Below are 17,884 nucleotides of genomic sequence, written 5' to 3' on the forward strand. Positions count from 1 at the left end.
TCGCCGCCGTGGAGGTCCCCGCCGGGCAGCCGCCCGGGCGGGGTCGAACCGTCCCATCGGAGGCAGACCCAGATGTCCGACCCGCAGACCGCTCCCGGCCGGATCATGGCGGCGGAGATGGCCGAGCAGCCGGCCGTCCTCCAGCGCATCCTCGACGAGGGTGCCCCGAAGATCCGCGAGGTCGCCGCGCAGATCGCCGCCCGCCGCCCGCGCTTCGTCCTGCTCACCGCGCGCGGCACGTCCGACAACGCCGCGCTGTACGCCAAGTACCTGATCGAGATCCTGCTCGGCAAGCCGGCCGGCCTGACCTCGATGTCCACCACCACCGCGTACGGCGCCAAGCCGGACCTCACCGACGTCCTGGTCGTCACCGTCAGCCAGTCCGGCGGCTCGCCGGACCTGGTGGCCTCCACCAAGGCCGCCCGCGAGGCCGGTGCCATCACCCTCGCGGTGACCAACAACGCCGCCTCGCCGCTCGCCGAGGTCTCCGAGTTCCACATCGACGTGCTGGCCGGCCCGGAGAAGGCGCTGCCGGCCACCAAGACCTACACCGCCGAGCTGCTGGCGCTCTACCTGCTGGTCGAGGGGCTGCGCGGGGGAGACGGCTCGGCCGCCGAGGAACTGCCCGGGCTGGCCGCCGGAGTGCTGGCCCGCAAGGCGGAGGTGAAGGCGCTCGCCGAGCGCTACCGCTTCGCCCAGCGCCTGGTCATCACCTCGCGCGGCTACGGCTACCCGACCGCCCGCGAGGCGGCGCTCAAGCTGATGGAGACCACCTACATCCCGGCCACCCCGTTCTCCGGCGCCGACCTGCTGCACGGCCCGCTGGCCATGGTGGACAACGTCTCGCCGGTCATCGCGATCGTTCCGGACGGCAAGGGCGGCGAGGCCCTCCAGCCGGTGCTGGACCGCCTGCGCGGGCGCGGCGCGGACCTGGTGGTGGTCGGCCAGCAGGCGCAGGTGGAGGCCGCCTCGGCGGGCTTCGCGCTGCCGGCCGGCGTGCCCGAGGAGGTGCAGCCGATCCTGGAGATCCTGCCGTTGCAGCTGCTGGCCTACGAGGTCACCATCGCCCGCGGCCAGGACCCGGACGCCCCGCGCGCGCTGGCCAAGGTCACCGAGACGCGGTAGCCCGTCCCGCACGCGAGCCGGCCCCCGGTCCACAGGCTTGTGGACCGGGGGCCGGTCTCCGAGCGGCGGAGAGATGGTCCCGGGGGCCGGAGGGGGCCGAGGTCGGAGGAGCCGGCGGGGGCCGAAAACACTACGGGCCACGGCGCCGACACGGGACCCTCAACCCATGCGGCACCGCAGCCCGGAGCTGTCGTCGGGCACCGGGACCGATCGAGAACTGTGCGGGGTCCTCGTTCGGCGGCGTCCGACCGAGGAGGGGCCGCGCGCGGTCAGGGCAGTTGCGCGGGGCCTCTCCTTGGTGCCCTTTCATTGTGGACTAGACCAATCTCGGTTGTCCAGGCCGCTCGGCACATTGGTCTAAACAACTCCGGGCGGTGGGCAGTCCCGGCGAACCTCCCGCCGGGACCCCCGGCGAGGCCCGCCCCCCGGTCCGCCGCGCCCCGCCCGGACCGGCGGCGCTACCCTCGCCATGTGCCCTCGCTGAACGAACTCGTCCGCCGCCACACCACCCTCACCGGGGCCGACGTGGAATGGCTCCACCACCTGGTCGCGGAGTGGCAGCTGCTCTCCGACCTCTCCTTCGCCGACCTGGTGCTGTGGATCCCCACCTGGGACGGCATCCGCTACGTCTCGGTGGCGCAGATGCGGCCCAACACCGGGCCCACCTCGTACCAGGACGACATGGTCGGCCACCTCGTCCCCCGCGGCCGCCGCCCGCTGCTGGACGCCGCCTTCGACGAGGGCCGGATCGTGCGCGAGGGCGACCCGGAGTGGCGCGAGGAGGTCCCGGTCCGGGTGGAGTCGATCCCGGTCCGGCGCGAGGGCAAGGTGCTGGGGGTGATCGCCCGCAACACCAACCTGCTGACCGTCCGCACCCCGAGCCGGCTGGAGCTCACCTACCTGCAGAGCGCCTCCGACCTGGCGCAGATGATCGCGGCCGGCTCCTTCCCCTTCCCTGGCGTCGAGCAGGCCGACATGGACGCCGCCCCCCGGGTCGGCGACGGGCTGATCCGGCTGGACGCGGACGGCATCGTCACGTACGCCAGCCCCAACGCGCTCTCCGCCTACCACCGCCTCGGCCTCACCACCGACCTGGTCGGCAGCCACCTCGGCCGGGCCACCGCCGACCTCGCCCCGCCGTCCCGCTCGGCCGTCCACGAGGCGCTGGTGAAGCTGGCGAGCGGCTGGGCACCCCGGCAGACCGAGGTGGAGGCGCAGGGGGGAGTGGTGACCCTGCGGGCGATCCCGCTCAAGCCCAAGGGCACCCTGACCGGTTCGCTGGTGCTCTGCCGGGACGTCACCGAGCTGCGCCGCCGCGACCGCGAGCTGATGACCAAGGACGCCACCATCCGGGAGATCCACCACCGGGTGAAGAACAACCTGCAGACCGTCGCGGCCCTGCTGCGGTTGCAGTCCCGCCGGATGGACTCGGAGTCCGGCCGGGCCGCGCTGGACGAGGCGGTGCGCCGGGTCGGCTCGATCGCGATCGTGCACGAGACGCTCTCCCAGGCGCTGGACGAGCAGGTGGCCTTCGACGAGATCGCCGACCGGGTCCTGGCGATGGCGATGGAGCTGTCCCAGGACGGCCGGGTGGCGACCCGCCGCACCGGCAGCTTCGGCATCCTGTCCGCCGAGGTGGCCACCCCGCTGTCGATGGTGCTGACCGAACTGCTCCAGAACGCCCTGGAGCACGCGTTCGGTCCGACCGCCTCCGGCAACCTGGAGGTCAGCGCGCTGCGCGGGCGCGCCCCGGCGACCGGGATGGGCTGGTCGGACAGCTGGAACGGCGGCGCCCGGCCGGAGGAGTACCTGCTGATCACGGTGCAGGACGACGGCCGCGGCATGCCGGAGGGGTTCGACCCCCAGACGGCGGGCAACCTCGGGCTGCAGATCGTCCGGACGCTGGCCACCGGCGAGCTGGGCGGCACCTTCGACATGGTGGCGGGCCCGAACGGCGGGACCAAGGTGATCCTGGAGATCCCGGTCCGCTGAGCCCCGGCCCACGGCCCCCGTCCACGGGCCCCGGTCGCGGCTGAGATTTCGCTGGGAATCCGTCGCACGAAGGCGCGGTGGGGGCGTGCGGTCGGCGGAAGCGCCGGGTGCACGCTCCGCGAGCCGGAGCGCGGAAACAGAAACGAGGCCCTGTCGACCGGGGGGGTGGGTCGACAGGGCCTCTCAACCCGTTCCGGCCGTCGGGGGGAGTCGGCCGGAACGGGGGCTCTGGGTGGTGCGACACCCCGCCGGTGCGTTGCACACGGTGAGCGCCACAGCTCCACGATATTGCTCTAAGTGAACAGTATCAAGTGCCTGGGGCGCGTCGGTGTCGCGGGACCTGGCCGGGCGAGGTCCTTGGTGCGGAAGGCTTCACCAGGAGGTGCAGGGAAGCCTTTGATCATGTGTCGATCGGTACGGCGGTTACTGCGGGTGCTACGGCGTGTGATCGCGACGCGATCAGGCGGTGCGGGCGCGGTTGCGGGCGGCGCGGCGCTTCATCGCGCGACGCTCGTCCTCGCTCATACCGCCCCAGACGCCGGCGTCCTGACCGGTCTCGAGCGCCCACTGGAGGCACTGCTCCATCACCGGACAGCGGCGGCACACGGCCTTGGCTTCCTCGATCTGCAGCAGAGCAGGACCGGTGTTCCCGATCGGGAAGAACAGCTCCGGGTCCTCTTCGCGGCAGACAGCGCGGTGGCGCCAGTCCATGGTCGTCCAACTCCTCCTGCCGCGGGGGGTGGCCCGATCGGCATAATCGAATGGCTTGTGAATGTGAACGCTTTCACGAATCCCGCAACAGCAAAAGAGACCAAAGGCCCGCCGGGCCCGGGTGGTCTGTGCTGAGGGGGATTCGGCGATTCGAGGGACACCCCGCGGTCGGTGCTCCTGTGGTTCCGGAGTCGCCGTCGCTGCGATGTGTCCCGATCGCCATGTAGAGGTTCGCAAACCTCGGGCTCGGATACAACCCCCTTCGGGGAGGAATTTTGGATTCTTCGGTGTCGCCTAGCTCACAGCCAGTACTTCTATGGAGTGAAGGGGGCTTGTGCGTTCGAGAAGAAGGAGGAACCCCCCTTCCGGTCACACAATCACACGCAGTGCCCGCCGTACGCCTGTGAAACTGACGCGACTCCGGTCTCCAAGATGGTCCCCGTCGACCTGGAACGGTGCCGCTTCCTCCGAAACCAAGGTGAAGTGTCTGACGTCGTGATAGGAGACGACGTGCTTCCCGGAGGGGCCTGCCGGAGGGGCGTCGTCACTCGAAGGCGTGTGCGACCGCAGGATCTGACGGACCGTTCGAGCTGTGCCGAACGCCGTCATCCGAGTGATGCCGAAGACGTCCAGGTCCGTGTCGAAGGAGGCGAGCGGCGAGGGGTAGACCGGACGGTTGCCGAGGAAGGTCCAGGGCGAGGTGTTGCTGACTATCGACAGGACCAGGCCCGGAACCCGCTCGCGGCCCGGCAGTTCCAGGGAGACCGGGCCGGAACGGCGCTGCTCACGCTGGGTGAAGTAGTGCCGGAGCGCCTGGCCGACGTACAGGGCGTGGGTGGACTTGCGCCCGGCCCTGCGCTGCTCCTCGACCCGGCCGACCACCCCGGCGTCGAAGCCGAGGCCGGCGGTGAAGGTGAACCAGCGGTCCGGCAGCCCCTCGGTCATCGCCTTGCCCAGCCCGATCGGCCGCTCCCGGCCGTGCTCCAGCGCGTCCAGCAGGGCGCCGGTGGCCTCCACCGGGTCGTTGGGCAGGCCCAGCGCGCGGGCGAACACGTTGGTCGAACCGCCCGGCACCACGGCCAGTCGCGGGACCTTCTCGCCCGGGCCGTGCGCCAGCAGCCCGTTCACCACCTCGTTGACGGTGCCGTCCCCGCCCAGCGCCACCACCAGGTCGACCGTGCCGTCCTCCGTCGCCTCGCGGGCCAGGTCGCGCGCGTGGCCCCGGTACTGGGTCTCGGCGACCTCCAGCTTGAGATCGCTGCGCAGGGCGTGGATCAGCACGTCCCTGGTCCGGCCACTGGTGGTGGTGGCCTTGTGGTTCACGACCAGGAGAGCGCGCATGGGGAAAGCCTACGGGTCGGTACGGACCAACCGGCGGCTACCCTGCTGGAGTGACCGCAGAAACCTCCGCACCCGCACCCTCGGCCGGCTCCGGCCGCCCGGCCTCCCTGACCCTGGGCGCCGCCATCACGGCCCTGGAGGGCGCGGCCCTGGCCGTCGTCGGCGTCTGGGACATGGTGGCCGCGCTGTCCGGCGAGGCCAAGCAGCTGGCCCTGAACGAGTTCGGCGGAGCGGTCATCGTGCTGCTCGGCGTGCTGCCGGTGCTGGCCGCCCTCGCGCTGCTCAAGGAGCGCCGCTGGGGCCGCAGTCCGGCGGTGCTGACCAACTCGATCTGCCTGCCGGTCGCCTACTACATGTTCCAGAGCGGCGGCGCGATGGTCGCGGTCGGCGTCCTGGTCGGCGTGCTCGGTCTGGTGGGCATTTGCTGCCTGCTGAACCCGAAGTCGACGGCGGCCCTGTACGCCCAGCAGGAGAGCTGAGCGCGCGGGGCCGCCGGTCGCCGGTGCGGCCGCCCAGCGGGAGCTGAGCGGCCGTCAGTCCTACTCCTCCACCAGGAGCTTCTCCCGCAGCTGGGCCAAGGTCCGGGCGAGCAGCCGGGAGACGTGCATCTGGGAGATCCCCACCTCGGCGGCGATCTGCGACTGGGTCATGTTCCGGAAGAACCGCAGCACCAGGATCTTCTGCTCCCGGGGCGGCAGTTGGGCCAGCAGCGGCTTGAGCGACTCGCGGTACTCGACGCCCTCCAGCGCCTCGTCGGTCGCGCCCAGGGTGTCCGCGACGGCCGGCGACTCGTCGTCGCTGTCCGGCACGTCCAGGGACAGCGTGGAGTACGCGTTGGCGGACTCCAGGCCCTCCAGGACGTCCTCCTCGGAGATCCCCAGGTGCTCGGCCAGCTCGTGCACCGTGGGGGAGCGGCCGTGCCGCTGGGAGAGCTCGCTGGTCGCCGTGGTGAGCGACAGCCGCAGCTCCTGGAGCCGGCGCGGGACGCGCACCGCCCAGCCCTTGTCGCGGAAGTGCCGCTTGATCTCGCCGACGATGGTCGGCGTCGCGTAGGTGGAGAACTCGACCCCGCGCTCGTGGTCGAAGCGGTCCACCGACTTGATCAGGCCGATGGTGGCGACCTGGGTCAGGTCGTCCAGCGGCTCGCCCCGGTTGCGGAAGCGCCGGGCCAGGTGCTCGACCAGCGGGATGTGCATCCGCACCAGCTGGTTGCGCAGCTCGACCCGCTCCGGGGAGCCCTCGGGCAGCGCGGACAGCCGGACGAACAGCGCGCGGGCGGCCTCCCGGTCCGGGGCGCCGGAGCGGTGCGAGCCCTGGACTGGCACCGCGCCGTGCAGCTCGGGCTCGGTGTCGGCCGCCGCGTCCGTCCCGGCCGCCGGGGCTGCCGGGTCCACCGGGTCCGGCGGGGGCGCGGCGGCAGGCGTCGGCTCGGACGTCGGCTCGGTGGGGTGGCTCATCCGCTGGGCGTCCTTCGGGTGCGCTTCGTCGTTGGCGGCGAGGCCGGGAACGCTCGCCTGGGTCGGTACGGCAGGTCCCGCCGTCGCGAGGCCGGTACGGTCCAGATCACTCACGGCCATTCCCCCGTTCCGTTCCGGGAGCACCGGGGCCGACTGGCCCCGGAATCGTCTCGTTGGTCGTACCGCGTGGGTGGCGGTACCGGGAACCGTCCGTCGGGCCCCGGGGCGGGGGAGCGGCGGACGGCCCTTGCGCGGGTGCTGCTCGGTGCTGCTCGGTCGTGCGGTTCGGTCGCCCGGCTAGTGGGCGGAGGACCCGCCGCGCTTCTTGTGCAGGCTGATCGACACGGTCCTGTCCTCAGCGACCGAGGAGTCGACCTCGCCGGCCAGGGCGGAGAGCACCGTCCAGGCGAAGGTGTCCCGCTCGGGGGCCTTGCCGTCGGTGGTCGGGGCGGAGACGGTGACCTTCAACGAGTCACCGACCAGCCGGAACTCGCAGGACAGCACGGAGCCCGGCACCGCCTGCTGGAGCAGGATGGCGCAGGCCTCGTCGACCGCGATCCGCAGATCCTCGATCTCGTCGAGCGTGAAGTCCAACCGGGCGGCCAGCCCGGCCGTCGCTGTTCGCAGGACGGAGAGGTAGGCCCCCGCTGCGGGCAGCCGGACCTCCACGAAGTCCTGAACACCGAGATCGCCGTCGATCTGGGACACCCTTGCCTCCTGGGTGACGCGCTGTACTTTCTTGGTACCCCGCTTGTTACCGCTTGCTACCCCTGGAGGGGGTCCGGCGTCGCGGATCCGCCATCGCTCTGCCTTCCGCACCCCGGTTCGGGAGTTACTCATGGTAAGGCATTGCGACGCAGGGTGGCAGACCCTTTCTCCGGACTCCGGAGAGCCGTTCAGCGCCGTCCGGCGGCGGCCAGTGCCCCGTCGGTGAGCCGGTACACGGTCCACTCGTCCATCGGCACCGCGCCGATCGACTTGTAGAAGTCGATCGAGGGCTGGTTCCAGTCCAGGACCGACCACTCGACCCGGGAGTAGCCGCGTTCGACGGCGATCCGGGCGAGTTCCAGCAGCAGCGCCTTGCCGTGGCCGCCGCCGCGCGCCCGGGGACGGACGTACAGGTCCTCCAGGTAGATCCCGTGGGTGCCGCGCCAGGTCGAGAAGTTGCGGAACCAGAGCGCGAAGCCGACCGGTTCGCCGGTGGCGTCGTCCTCGGCGACCAGCCCGAACACGGCCGGGTCGGCGCCGAACAGGGCCTCGTGCAGCTGCTCCTCGGTGGCCTTCGCCTCGTGCAGGGCCTGCTCGTAGTCCGCGAGTTCGCGGACCATGGCATGGATGACGGGGACGTCGGTGGCGACGGCGGTGCGGATCATGCCTGTGAGCCTACTGCTCGGGACCGGTCTCGTCCCAGGCCTGGACGGAGGTCTGGTCGACGATCCGGCCGTCCCGCAGACCGGCCATCGAGGACATCAGCACCCGGACGCCGTCCGGGTACCGGCAGGACTCCAGGAACGCGACGTGGTCGCCCTGGACCACCACCTGTTCCAGTCTGTGGGTCATCTCGCGGCTGTAGACGTCGTCCAGCATGGCGCCGATCTCCTCCCGCCCGTGCATCACCAGGGGGTGGCTGGGCTGGGTCTTGCGATCGACCACGCGCAGTTCGGCGTCCTCGGCGTAGAGCGCCAGGAGGACCTCGGCGTCGCGGCGCTCGATGCCCTCGCGCAGTGCACGGGTGTCGAAGGCGGCGGAGGCCGCCGTGGTGGTCATGGTCTCGCTCCTCCGGTCGGGTTCCGTCGGCTCGTACCTTGAGCGTACGCCCGGCGGTCCGTGCCCGGAGGAGCGAGACCCGGGCCGGTCAGCGGGCCGGCACGGTGCGCAGGTAGCCGGCCAGCGCGCTGATCGCCGCCGGGTTGCGCGGGCTCTCCACCAGGTCGACGTAGTCCATCACGAAGATCCGGTCGTTCCTGATCGCGGCCACCCCGGCCAGCGGCGGGAAGGACGTGAGGAACCGCCGCTTCTCCTCGGCGCCGGTGTCGCCGTAGTCGTTGATCACGATCACCTCCGGGTCGCGCTGCACCACGCTCTCCCAGCCGGCCGTGACCCAGCTGTCGGTGAGGTCGCCCATCACGTTGGTCCCGCCCGCCCTGGCGATGATCTCGTTCGCGGCGGCGAACTTCCCGGCGGTGTACGGCTTGTCCTGCCCGCTGTCGTACAGGAAGACGGACGGGCGGCGCTCGGGCTGCGGGACGGCGGCGATCTGCGCCTTGAAGTCGGCGACCAGCCGGTCGGCGCGGTCCCTGACGTCGAAGATCTCGCCGAGGTTGGCCAGGTCGGTGTAGAGCGCCTCCAGCGGGTCCATCACGCCGCGTTCGGTGCCCTTTCCGCTGCGGCAGGACTCGCTGAGCACGTACGAGTCGATGCCCAGCGTCCGGAAGGCCTGCGGGGTGACGCCCCGGCCCTCGTCGAAGCCGTAGTGCCAGCCGGCGAAGACCAGGTCGGCCTTGGCGTCCAGCGCGATCTCCTTGGTGATCTGCTGCTTGGAGAGCCACTTCGCCTGCTGGTAGCCGTCCTTCCAGGCGACCTGGTCGATCCTCCCCTTGTCGTCGGGCATCACGTAGCCGGCCATCCGGTCGGCGAGGCCGAGCGAGAGCATCAGCTCGGTGATGCCGACGTCGTTGGTCACCGCCCGGGCGGGCTTCCGGTCGAAGGTGAGCTCGTCGCCGCAGTTGCGCACCGTCACCGGGTAGTGGGCGGAGGCGGTGGCGGCCTCCTTCGGGGCGATCTCGGCGCCGCAGCCGACGAGTCCGAGGGCGAGCAGGGTGGTGATGGCAACGGCCTTGGTGCGCACGGTGGTTCCTCCGGGGGACGGATCAGGCGGAGTGGTCGAGGCGGTCGAACAGCAGCTGGAGGGCGCCGGTCCCGGGGTGCCGCACCGGGGTGCCCCGGACGCCGAACACCTCGGCCAGCAGGGCGGGTCGGAGCACCTCGTGGGGCGGACCGGAGGCGACGATCCGGCCGGCCCGCAGCACGTACAGCAGGTCGCAGTGGCCCGCCGCGAGGTTGAGGTCGTGCAGTGCGGTGAGCACCGTCGGGCCGGCCTCGCGGGCGAGGGCCAGCACCTCCAACTGGTGGGCGATGTCGAGGTGGTTGGTGGGTTCGTCCAGCACCAGCAGGCGCGGCTCCTGGACCAGCGCGCGGGCGAACAGCACCCGCTGCTTCTCGCCCCCGGACAGGCTCAGGAAGCCCCGCTCGGCGAGGTGTTCGGCCCGCACCTTGCGCAGCGCCCCCGCGCAGCGCTCCGCGTCCCCCTCGGCGGGGCCGCCGAAGCCGCGGCGGTGCGGCAGCCGGCCCATGGCGACCACCTCGGCGACGGTGAAGTCGAACTCGGCGGAGTGCTCCTGGGTCAGCGCGGCCACCCGGCGGGCGCTCTCGCGGGCGGTGAGGGCGTGCAGGTCGTCGCCGGCCAGCCGGACCACGCCGCCGGCCGGCTCCAGCACCCGGTAGACGCAGCGCAGCAGGGTCGACTTGCCGCTGCCGTTCGGCCCGATCAGCCCGACCACCTGCCCGGCGGCGGCCGCCAGGCTCACCTCGTGGACCAGCCGGGTGCCGGCCAGTTCCACCGAGACGGCGTCGACGGCGAGGTCCTGGGCGCGGGTCGGGCCGGTCCCGGCCGCCGCCTCGATCACGTCGGTCACCGGTTGCCTCCGAAGGCCTGGCCGCGGCGGCGCATCATCACCAGGAAGGCGGGCACGCCGAGGACCGCGGTGAACACCCCGACGGGCAGTTCGGCGGGCGCCAGCAGGGTGCGCGAGGCGATGTCCACCCAGACCAGCAGCAGCGCCCCGGCGAGCGGCGCGACCACCAGCACCCGGCGGTGCCCGGCGCCGACCAGCATCCGCGACAGGTGCGGCATCAGCAGCCCGACGAAGCCGATCGCCCCGCTGACGGCGACCACGGTGCCGGTGACGGCGGCGGTCACCACGAAGAGCTCGCGGCGCAGCCGGTCCGGGTCCACGCCGAGCGAGGCGGAGGTCTCGTCGCCCATCGCGAGCGCGTCCAGCCGCCCGGCGGCGGACGTCAGGTAGGCGAGGCCGGCCAGCACCGTGACGGCGGCGATCGGCACCTTGCCCCAGGTGGCGCCGCCGAGGCTGCCGAGCAGCCACATCATGGCGTCCCGGGCGGCCTCGCCGCGGTCGGCGGCGAAGACCATCAGGGTGGTGGTGGCGGAGAAGCCGTAGGACAGCGCGGTCCCGGTGAGCACCAGGCGCAGCGGGGTGAGCCCGTACGCGGTGCGGGCGGCGAGGTAGACCAGCGTCATGGCGGCCAGGGCGGAGCCGAAGGCGGAGGCGGAGACCGCCCACACCCCGAGCGAGGCGAAGGCCCCGAACAGCAGGACGGCGTTGGCGCCGACGGCCGCGCCGGAGGAGACGCCGAGCACGAAGGGGTCGGCCAGCGCGTTGCGCACCAGCGCCTGGACGGCGACCCCGCAGGCGGCCAGCCCGGCGCCGACCACGGCGGCCAGCACGGTGCGCGGCAGCCGGATCTCCCAGACGATCGCGTACGCGGCCGCCTCGCCCGCGTCCAGCCGACCGCCCGTCAGCCCGGCGCCCAGCAGCCGCAGCACCCGGGGCAGGCCGAGGCCGGAGGAGCCCAGGGCGACCCCGCAGACCAGCGACAGCAGCAGGGCGACGGCGAGGCCTGCGGCGAGCGGGGCGACGGGTGTGCGACGGACGGGCGGGCCGGCTGCACGGTCTGCGGGTGCGCGGTTCACGGGGGCGCCTTGCCTCGGGCCGTGGGTGCGCCGGGGCGGGCGCGGACCGCAGGTGTGCCGGGGCGCCGTTCCCCTCGCAGTCCGCGGCGAGTTGTCGGGAGGTCAGCGGCCGAGGGCGATCGGGCTGGCGCGGCCGTACGGGCTGGTACGGGCCGCGCTCACCGTTGCGGGTCAGCGCCGGATTCGCACCGGACTTCCCCCTCGGACGCCCTGGCAGCATAACAGCCACTCAGGGCAGGCAACCCTTACCGGCCCGGGGTGGGCGGTGAACGCGCGACCGCCCCCGTCCGGCGGTGCGGACGGGGGCGGTCGGGTGGCGACGCGTCAGGCTCAGGCCTGCTTGGTCTCCCAGAAGATCTTGTCGACCTCGGCGATCAGGTCCAGCAGGGCCTGGCCGGTGGCCGGGTCGGTGGACGCCTTGGCGGCCGAGGCGGCCTTCAGGGTGTCGTTGATCAGCTGGTGCAGCTGCGGGTACTTCTCGAAGTGCGGGGCCTTGAAGTAGTCGCTCCACAGCACCGAGATGTGGTGCTTGACGGCCTCGGCGCGCTGCTCCTTGATGATGATGGCGCGGGCGCGGAAGTGCGGGTCCTCGTTGGCCTGGTACTTCTCCTGGGTGGCCTTGACCGACTCGGCCTCGAGCTTGGCCTGCGCCGGGTCGTACACGCCGCAGGGCAGGTCGCAGTGGGCGTGGGCGGTGGCGCGCGGTGCAAACAGACGAGAGAACATGGGAGTCCTTCCTTAGATCGTCTTCCCGCGCCCGAGATTACCCTTCCGTCCTCGCGGTTTCGCGGTCGGGCGGCGGGCCTAGGGCAAAAGACGGACCCGGAACCGGGGTAATCCGGACATCGAAGCGGTGACGGTCCGTACGGCAGACTGGGGACGGGCGGAGCGGGAGGAGGAGTCGTGGCGCGGAGCACGCGACCGGAGGGCGCCGGAGCCGGCGAACGGGACCGGGGTGGTGCGCTGCCGTTCGGACTGGTCGACGTGGCCGGGCCGTCGATGGTCCCGACCCTGCGCGAGGGCGACCAGCTGCTGGTCCGCTACGGCGCACCGATCCGGCCGGGGGCGGTGGTGCTCTTCCGGCACCCCTTCCAGCAGGACCTGCTGGTGGTCAAGCGGGCCGCCGAGCGCCGGGCCGCCGGCTGGTGGCTGCTCTCCGACAACCGTCCGGTGGACAGCGACAGCCGCAGCTACGGCGCCGTCCCGGACGAACTGGTGCTCGGCCGGGTGCTGCTGCGGCTGCGCCCGAGCCCGGCCTGGCTGGCGCCGGGGCGCCGGCTGGAGCGGCTGCTGCTCACCCCGCGGCTGGCCCGGGTGCCGGGCCTGGCCCGCCGGTTGGGCGCCTGGGTGGACGAGGTGTAGCCGACCAGGGCTACTCGCGGGCCGCCGCCTCCGCCTCCTGGCGCTTGCGGGCCCGGTAGGCGGCCACGTTGGCGCGGGTCGCGCAGCGGTCCGAGCAGTAGCGGCGGGAGCGGTTGGTCGAGGTGTCCAGGTAGGCGTTGCGGCAGGGCGCGGCCTGGCAGATGCCGAGCCGGTCGGCGCCCAGCTCGGTCAGGTGGACGGCCAGGCCCATGCAGGCGACCGCGCTGAAGTGCGCGGTGGCGGTGGGCGAGTTGTCGGCCAGGTGCAGGTGCCAGCGCGGCCGCCCGGCGTCGTCCAGGTAGTCGTGCCCGGAGATCAGCGGGCTGACCGGGTACTCCATGAGGAGGCTGTTCAGCAGGTCGACGCCGCGGATCTCGTCCCCGTCGGCGGCGGCCTCGAAGACCCCGCGCAGCCGGGTCCGCACCGCCCGCAGCCGGGGCAGGTCGGACTCGTCGGCGAGGGCGGCGGCCCGCGAGGAGTCGGAGAACAGGGCGCGCACCGCCTCCACGGAGGTCAGCGCGTCGGTGCCGCGCTCGGGCTCCTCGGTGTTCACCAGCCGAACGGCGAGGTCGGCGTAGGCGGCGAGCTCCACAGGGGTCCTTCCAGAAATTCGGTAACGGGCTGACTGCCTCCAGCCTATTACCCGGGTGGGGATTCCAGCCTATTACCCGGGCGGGGAAAGGGGCGGCGCCCGGCAGGACGGGTCTGCCGGGCGCCGGTGGTACGGGCTCAGAGCACCTTGGACAGGAAGGCCCTGGTGCGCTCGTGCCGGGGGTTGGTGAGCACCTCGCGGGGGTTGCCGGACTCGACCACCACACCGCCGTCCATGAACACCAGCGCGTCGCCGACCTCGCGGGCGAAGCCCATCTCGTGGGTGACGACCACCATGGTCATGCCCTCCTCGGCGAGGCCGCGCATGACGTCGAGGACGTCGCCGACCAGCTCCGGGTCGAGCGCCGAGGTGGGCTCGTCGAAGAGCATCAGCTTCGGCTTCATGGCCAGCGCGCGGGCGATCGCCACGCGCTGCTGCTGGCCGCCGGAGAGCTGCGAGGGGTAGTTCTTCGCCTTGTCGGCGAGGCCGACCCGCTCCAGCAGGGCCATGCCGCGCTCGCGGGCCTCGGCCTTGCTCTCGCCCTTGACCTGGACCGGCGCCTCCATGACGTTCTCGATGGCGGTCATGTGCGGGAACAGGTTGAAGCGCTGGAAGACCATGCCGATGTCGCGCCGCTTGAGGGCGACCTCGCGGTCCCTGAGCTCGTGCAGCCGGTCGCCCTTCTGGCGGTAGCCGACCAGTTCGCCGTCCACCCAGAGGCGGCCGCCGTTGATCTTCTCCAGGTGGTTGATGCACCGCAGGAAGGTCGACTTGCCGGAGCCGGAGGGGCCGATCAGGCAGAACACCTCGCCCTGCTTGACCTCCAGGTCGATGCCCTTGAGCACCTCCACCAGGCCGTAGGACTTGTGCACGTTCTCGGCGCGCACCATGGGCTCGGCGGACGCCGTGGCGCCGGCGGGGGACTTGGTCAGATCGGTCATACGTGACCACCTCCCTCGAGCCCCGGGACGACGTCGGCGTTCGTCTTCGGGGCGGGCTTCCCGGCGAACAGGCCCCGCAGCCGTTGCAGCGGGGTGGGCGGGAGGGTGCGGTTGGAGCCTCGGGCGTAGTGGCGCTCGATGTAGTACTGGCCGATGGTCAGCACCGAGGTGAAGAACAGGTACCAGAGGCTCACCACGATGAGCAGCGGGATGTTCTGGTAGTTCCGGGAGTAGATGACCTGGCCGGCCCGGAAGATCTCCTCCAGGGAGATCACGGAGACCAGCGAGGTGGTCTTGAGCATCGAGATGGTCTCGTTGCCGGTCGGCGGGATGATCACCCGCATGGCCTGCGGCAGGACGATCCGGCGCATCGTCTGGAACCGGCTCATGCCGAGCGCGTGCGAGGCCTCGCTCTGGCCCTCGTCCACCGACTGGATGCCGCCGCGGACGATCTCCGCCATGTAGGCGGCCTCGTTGAGGCCGAGGCCCAGCAGCGCGGCGACGAAGGTCGGGATCAGCACGTTGGTCTGCTCGGACCAGAACTCCGGCCCCCACGGGACGCCGATCGACAGCTTGGCCCAGATCAGGCCGAGGAAGTTCCAGAACACCAGCTGCACCAGCACCGGGGTGCCGCGGAAGATCCAGATGTAGACCCACGCGACGCCGGCCAGCAGCGGGTTCGGGGACAGGCGCATCACCGCGAGGATGATGCCGCCGACCACACCCATGAGCATGGCGAGCACGGTCAGCTCCAGCGTCACCAGCAGGCCGTGCATGATGCTGTCGTGGAACAGGTACTGACCGACGATGTCCCACTTGAAAGCGGGATTGGTGAAGAGGGCGCTCAGCAGCATCGCCGCGAGTACGGCGATGACGACGGCGCCCGCCCAGCGTCCGGGGTGGCGTACGGGGACGGCCTTGATGGTCTCAGGCCGCCCCTTCTCCGCCGTCCCCTTGTCCAAAGAGTTCACGGTGTGGCCTCGGGGGAGAAGATGGAGCGTACGAGGGTCAGCTGACGGCGCCGTTGACGGCCGACTTTTCGATGGCGCCGGCCTCGACACCCCACTTGGTGAGGATCTGCTTGTAGGTGCCGTCGTCGATCAGCGACTGGACGGCGCCCTGGACGGCCGGGGTGAGCTTGGAGCCCTTGGCCAGGGCGACACCGTAGGGGGCGGTGCCGTAGGTCTCGCCGACCTTCTCCAGCTGGCCGCCGGACTGCTTGATCGCGTAGTCGACGACCTGGGAGTCGGCCATCAGCGCCTGGTCGCGCCCGGAGACCACCGCGTTGGTGACGTCCGTCTGGAGGTCGAACTTGTCGCCCCCGTTCTGGACGCCCGGCTTGCCGGCCTTGGCGCAGTCCGGGTCGCGGGTGTCCTTGATCTCGTCGGCCTGGGTGGTGCCGGTCTGGACGGCGACCTTCTTGCCGCAGAGGTCCTTCGGGTCGATCTTCTCCGGGTTGCCCTTCTTCACCGCGACGGCGCTGCCGGAGTTGAAGTAGGTGACCATGTCGACGATCTGCTCGCGCTCCTTGTTGTCCGTGAAGGACGACATGCCGAGCTGGAACTTGTTCGCCTGGATGCCCGGGATGATCGCGGTGAAGCCGGAGTCCTGGACCTCGGCCTTCAGCCCGAGCTTGGCGGCGATGGCGTTGGCCAGGTCGACGTCCATGCCGATGATCTTGCCGCTGTCGTCCTTGAACTCGTCCGGCGCGTAGGAGGCGTCCGCGCCGACCACGAGCTTGCCGGCGGCCTTGACGTCGTCCGGGACGAGCGCGGCCAGCTTGGGGTCGGCCTTGACCTCGTTGACGGTCGTGGAGGCGTTGGGCGCGCCGCTCTCGCTCTTGCCGCTGCTGCTGCAACCGGTCAGCACGAGGGAGACGGAGGCGGCGACCACACCGGCTGCGAAGAGCCGGTTGCGCCGGGTACGGGTGGTCATGAGGGGGATCTCCATCCTGGGGGAGAGAGGTCGGGCGGAGCGCGCCGCGGGAGCGGCGCACCGGAACGGCGAGCCGCGCGGCTCGGTACGGGTGCGTGTCGCCGTACGTCGTCGTACGTGCAGGCCGGGTCGTGCAGTGGCCCGGGCGCGGGGGTGAGCCGCCCGGGGTTCTACGAGGTACTGCTTCCGCCACCCTCCGCCGAGGTGGACGTTGACCGAACGACCTCGACCTGTGGCCGGCTCGATCCGAGATGGGGGGAATCCTGCCATCTGATGACGGTCAGATGTCCCTCATCCAGATCAAAATCGGATAACGAGGGGCCGCGCTGTCCGCTATTCGGACTTATCCCGTGCCCCTGTCACTCTGCGCATAAGTATGCAGATCCCTCTGTGCCGTTCCCGGAGGCCCGCCGCCCGGTTGCTCAGATGCCCCCGTTGACCACCGCGTTCTGCGCCGCGCCGGCGCTGACGTTCCACTTGGCCAGGATCTTGTCGTACTCGCCGCTGCGGATCAGCTGGTCGATCGCCTTGGCCAGCACGTCGCGCAGCGGCTCGTCGTCCTTGCGCAGCGCGATCCCGTACGGGTTGGAGGTGGACTGCCCGCCGGTCAGCTCGAAGCGGGCGCCGCCGTCGGTGGTCTTCGCCGCGTAGGCGGCCACCGGGAAGTCGTTCAGCCCGGCCGCGGCCGCGCCGGAGGCGACCTCGGCCAGCGCCTTGGTGTCGGTGTCCAGCTTGCGGGGGGTCAGCGGCCGGCCGGCCCGGGCGCAGACGGCGACCTGACGGGTGACGATCTCGTCCTGGGTGGTGCCCTGCTGGAGGGAGACGGTCTTGCCGCACAGGTCGTCCAGGGTCTTGATCCCCTTGGGGTTGCCCTTCGGGACGACGATCGAGGTGCCGGCGATGAAGTAGTCGACGAAGTCCACGCCCGGGCCGGTCTTCTTGCCGGCCTCGTCCAGGGCGTCCCGGCGCTGGCGGGTGTCGCTGAGCGCCGACATCGCCACGTCGTACTGCTTGGCCTGGAGGTTCGGTATCAGCTTGTCGAAGGGGGTGTCGACGAACTCGACCCGCACGTCGAGGATCCGGCCCATGGCGGCGGCGAGGTCCGGGTCCAGGCCGGTCGGCTTACCGTCCGGGCCGCGGAACTCCACCGGGGCGTAGTTGACGTCCATGCCGATCCGCAGCGTGCCGGCCGACCGCTGGGCCTTCGGCAGCTTGTCGCGGAGGTCCTTGACCGGGTCGTCCGAGGCGGCCTGCCCGCCGCCGCAGCCGGTCAGCAGCAGGGCTCCGGTGGTGGCCAGGACGGCGCCGGCCGGGATCGGACGACGGGCGTGGCGGACGTGAGGCATGAGGGCGACTCCTGTGGGACGGGCGTGCGGCCGCCATGGTGTCGCGCGGGTGTACGCGGAATGGCGGACAAGCGATCCTGCCATCCCGGCCTGCCGGGCCCGGCGGCGGGTGTGTCAGAATTCCCTACCGGGTGACCCCCGAACGCTCGAACCAGACCGACGAGCCCCGACAGGCTCGGGGTGCTCGGGAACGGAAGTCCTCACGCGGCTCCGTATCCGGGGCACCGATTCCCCTTCGATCTGTGTTCACCCCTGTGGGTGCGCGTGCGCTCACGCCGTTGCCGCCGCCGGAGCCCGGTGCTTCCGACGCC

General features: G+C 71.7%; 19 protein-coding genes. 4 read left to right on the forward strand and 15 right to left on the reverse strand.

The window, feature by feature from the left end; translation table 11 throughout:
- The first annotated feature begins 72 nt into the window (after positions 1 to 72).
- Both ACZ7RU_RS04995 and ACZ7RU_RS05000 read left to right on the forward strand, forming a co-directional pair.
- Positions 73 to 1,125 (forward strand): SIS domain-containing protein, encoded by a 1,053-nt coding sequence (locus ACZ7RU_RS04995; protein ID WP_470339538.1) that lies wholly within the window; start codon positions 73 to 75, stop codon positions 1,123 to 1,125.
- A 471-nt stretch (positions 1,126 to 1,596) separates the two neighbouring features.
- Entirely contained in the window at positions 1,597 to 3,117 is a 1,521-nt protein-coding gene (locus tag ACZ7RU_RS05000) for a sensor histidine kinase (protein WP_470339539.1), read from the forward strand.
- A 459-nt stretch (positions 3,118 to 3,576) separates the two neighbouring features.
- On the opposite strand, the gene ACZ7RU_RS05005 is transcribed toward ACZ7RU_RS05000, so the two are convergent.
- On the reverse strand, positions 3,577 to 3,828 hold the full coding sequence (locus tag ACZ7RU_RS05005) for a WhiB family transcriptional regulator (RefSeq protein ID WP_014138019.1): 252 nt from the start codon (positions 3,826 to 3,828) through the stop codon (positions 3,577 to 3,579).
- A gap of 369 nt (positions 3,829 to 4,197) precedes the next feature.
- Positions 4,198 to 5,169: a diacylglycerol/lipid kinase family protein gene (locus ACZ7RU_RS05010; RefSeq protein ID WP_470339540.1), complete on the reverse strand. Its 972-nt coding sequence runs from the start codon at positions 5,167 to 5,169 to the stop codon at positions 4,198 to 4,200.
- Positions 5,170 to 5,219: 50 nt separating this feature from the next.
- Between ACZ7RU_RS05010 and ACZ7RU_RS05015 the strand changes: the two genes are divergently transcribed.
- A complete protein-coding gene (locus tag ACZ7RU_RS05015) occupies positions 5,220 to 5,648 on the forward strand; it encodes a hypothetical protein (protein WP_470339541.1) in 429 nt (142 codons plus the stop codon).
- A 60-nt stretch (positions 5,649 to 5,708) separates the two neighbouring features.
- On the opposite strand, the gene ACZ7RU_RS05020 is transcribed toward ACZ7RU_RS05015, so the two are convergent.
- The 8 genes from ACZ7RU_RS05020 to sodN form a co-directional block, all read right to left on the reverse strand.
- Positions 5,709 to 6,740, reverse strand: a complete 1,032-nt coding sequence (locus ACZ7RU_RS05020) for an RNA polymerase sigma factor SigF (RefSeq protein ID WP_470339542.1) — start codon at positions 6,738 to 6,740, stop codon at positions 5,709 to 5,711.
- A 183-nt stretch (positions 6,741 to 6,923) separates the two neighbouring features.
- The gene (locus ACZ7RU_RS05025) at positions 6,924 to 7,334 is read right to left on the reverse strand and encodes an ATP-binding protein (RefSeq protein ID WP_470339543.1); all 411 of its coding nucleotides are present in this window, start codon (positions 7,332 to 7,334) and stop codon (positions 6,924 to 6,926) included.
- Between the two features lie 188 nt (positions 7,335 to 7,522).
- Positions 7,523 to 7,999, reverse strand: a complete 477-nt coding sequence (locus ACZ7RU_RS05030) for a GNAT family N-acetyltransferase (RefSeq protein WP_470339544.1) — start codon at positions 7,997 to 7,999, stop codon at positions 7,523 to 7,525.
- 10 nt (positions 8,000 to 8,009) lie between these two features.
- On the reverse strand, positions 8,010 to 8,393 hold the full coding sequence (locus tag ACZ7RU_RS05035) for a nuclear transport factor 2 family protein (RefSeq protein WP_470339545.1): 384 nt from the start codon (positions 8,391 to 8,393) through the stop codon (positions 8,010 to 8,012).
- 88 nt (positions 8,394 to 8,481) lie between these two features.
- Positions 8,482 to 9,474: an ABC transporter substrate-binding protein gene (locus ACZ7RU_RS05040; RefSeq protein ID WP_470339546.1), complete on the reverse strand. Its 993-nt coding sequence runs from the start codon at positions 9,472 to 9,474 to the stop codon at positions 8,482 to 8,484.
- A 22-nt stretch (positions 9,475 to 9,496) separates the two neighbouring features.
- Positions 9,497 to 10,321, reverse strand: coding sequence for an ABC transporter ATP-binding protein (locus tag ACZ7RU_RS05045; protein ID WP_470339547.1), 825 nt, complete (start codon positions 10,319 to 10,321; stop codon positions 9,497 to 9,499).
- Positions 10,318 to 11,397 (reverse strand): FecCD family ABC transporter permease, encoded by a 1,080-nt coding sequence (locus ACZ7RU_RS05050; protein WP_470339548.1) that lies wholly within the window; start codon positions 11,395 to 11,397, stop codon positions 10,318 to 10,320. The genes ACZ7RU_RS05045 and ACZ7RU_RS05050 overlap by 4 nt, the downstream gene beginning before the upstream one ends.
- A 330-nt stretch (positions 11,398 to 11,727) precedes the next feature.
- Positions 11,728 to 12,123 carry a superoxide dismutase, Ni gene (gene sodN / locus ACZ7RU_RS05055; protein WP_045699892.1) on the reverse strand — a complete coding sequence of 132 codons (396 nt, stop codon included), beginning with the start codon at positions 12,121 to 12,123 and terminating at the stop codon, positions 11,728 to 11,730.
- Positions 12,124 to 12,300: 177 nt separating this feature from the next.
- On the opposite strand from sodN, the gene sodX reads away from it, so the two are divergent.
- A complete protein-coding gene (gene sodX, locus ACZ7RU_RS05060; RefSeq protein WP_470339549.1) occupies positions 12,301 to 12,759 on the forward strand; it encodes a nickel-type superoxide dismutase maturation protease in 459 nt (152 codons plus the stop codon).
- A 10-nt stretch (positions 12,760 to 12,769) separates the two neighbouring features.
- On the opposite strand, the gene ACZ7RU_RS05065 is transcribed toward sodX, so the two are convergent.
- The 5 genes from ACZ7RU_RS05065 to ACZ7RU_RS05085 all read right to left on the reverse strand — a co-directional run bounded on the left by ACZ7RU_RS05065 (position 12,770) and on the right by ACZ7RU_RS05085 (position 17,573).
- A complete protein-coding gene (locus tag ACZ7RU_RS05065) occupies positions 12,770 to 13,351 on the reverse strand; it encodes a CGNR zinc finger domain-containing protein (RefSeq protein WP_387750169.1) in 582 nt (193 codons plus the stop codon).
- A 137-nt stretch (positions 13,352 to 13,488) separates the two neighbouring features.
- Positions 13,489 to 14,292 carry an amino acid ABC transporter ATP-binding protein gene (locus ACZ7RU_RS05070; RefSeq protein WP_470339550.1) on the reverse strand — a complete coding sequence of 268 codons (804 nt, stop codon included), beginning with the start codon at positions 14,290 to 14,292 and terminating at the stop codon, positions 13,489 to 13,491.
- Complete coding sequence (locus ACZ7RU_RS05075) at positions 14,289 to 15,263, reverse strand: amino acid ABC transporter permease (protein ID WP_470339551.1); 975 nt, start codon at positions 15,261 to 15,263, stop codon at positions 14,289 to 14,291. The genes ACZ7RU_RS05070 and ACZ7RU_RS05075 overlap by 4 nt, the downstream gene beginning before the upstream one ends.
- 37 nt (positions 15,264 to 15,300) lie before the next feature.
- Positions 15,301 to 16,227 carry an ABC transporter substrate-binding protein gene (locus ACZ7RU_RS05080; RefSeq protein WP_470339552.1) on the reverse strand — a complete coding sequence of 309 codons (927 nt, stop codon included), beginning with the start codon at positions 16,225 to 16,227 and terminating at the stop codon, positions 15,301 to 15,303.
- A gap of 422 nt (positions 16,228 to 16,649) precedes the next feature.
- Complete coding sequence (locus ACZ7RU_RS05085; protein WP_470339553.1) at positions 16,650 to 17,573, reverse strand: ABC transporter substrate-binding protein; 924 nt, start codon at positions 17,571 to 17,573, stop codon at positions 16,650 to 16,652.
- Positions 17,574 to 17,884 lie beyond the last annotated feature (311 nt).

The organism is Kitasatospora sp. NPDC114501, from assembly GCF_055633695.1.

Coding starts and splice junctions, on each gene's coding strand:
- ACZ7RU_RS04995 (WP_470339538.1), top strand. CDS start 73: ATGTCCGACCCGCAGACCGCTCCCGGCCGGATCATGGCGGCGGAGATG.
- ACZ7RU_RS05005 (WP_014138019.1), bottom strand. CDS start 3,828: ATGGACTGGCGCCACCGCGCTGTCTGCCGCGAAGAGGACCCGGAGCTG.
- ACZ7RU_RS05010 (WP_470339540.1), bottom strand. CDS start 5,169: ATGCGCGCTCTCCTGGTCGTGAACCACAAGGCCACCACCACCAGTGGC.
- ACZ7RU_RS05030 (WP_470339544.1), bottom strand. CDS start 7,999: ATGATCCGCACCGCCGTCGCCACCGACGTCCCCGTCATCCATGCCATG.
- ACZ7RU_RS05035 (WP_470339545.1), bottom strand. CDS start 8,393: ATGACCACCACGGCGGCCTCCGCCGCCTTCGACACCCGTGCACTGCGC.
- sodN (WP_045699892.1), bottom strand. CDS start 12,123: ATGTTCTCTCGTCTGTTTGCACCGCGCGCCACCGCCCACGCCCACTGC.
- ACZ7RU_RS05070 (WP_470339550.1), bottom strand. CDS start 14,292: ATGACCGATCTGACCAAGTCCCCCGCCGGCGCCACGGCGTCCGCCGAG.
- ACZ7RU_RS05080 (WP_470339552.1), bottom strand. CDS start 16,227: ATGACCACCCGTACCCGGCGCAACCGGCTCTTCGCAGCCGGTGTGGTC.
- ACZ7RU_RS05085 (WP_470339553.1), bottom strand. CDS start 17,573: ATGCCTCACGTCCGCCACGCCCGTCGTCCGATCCCGGCCGGCGCCGTC.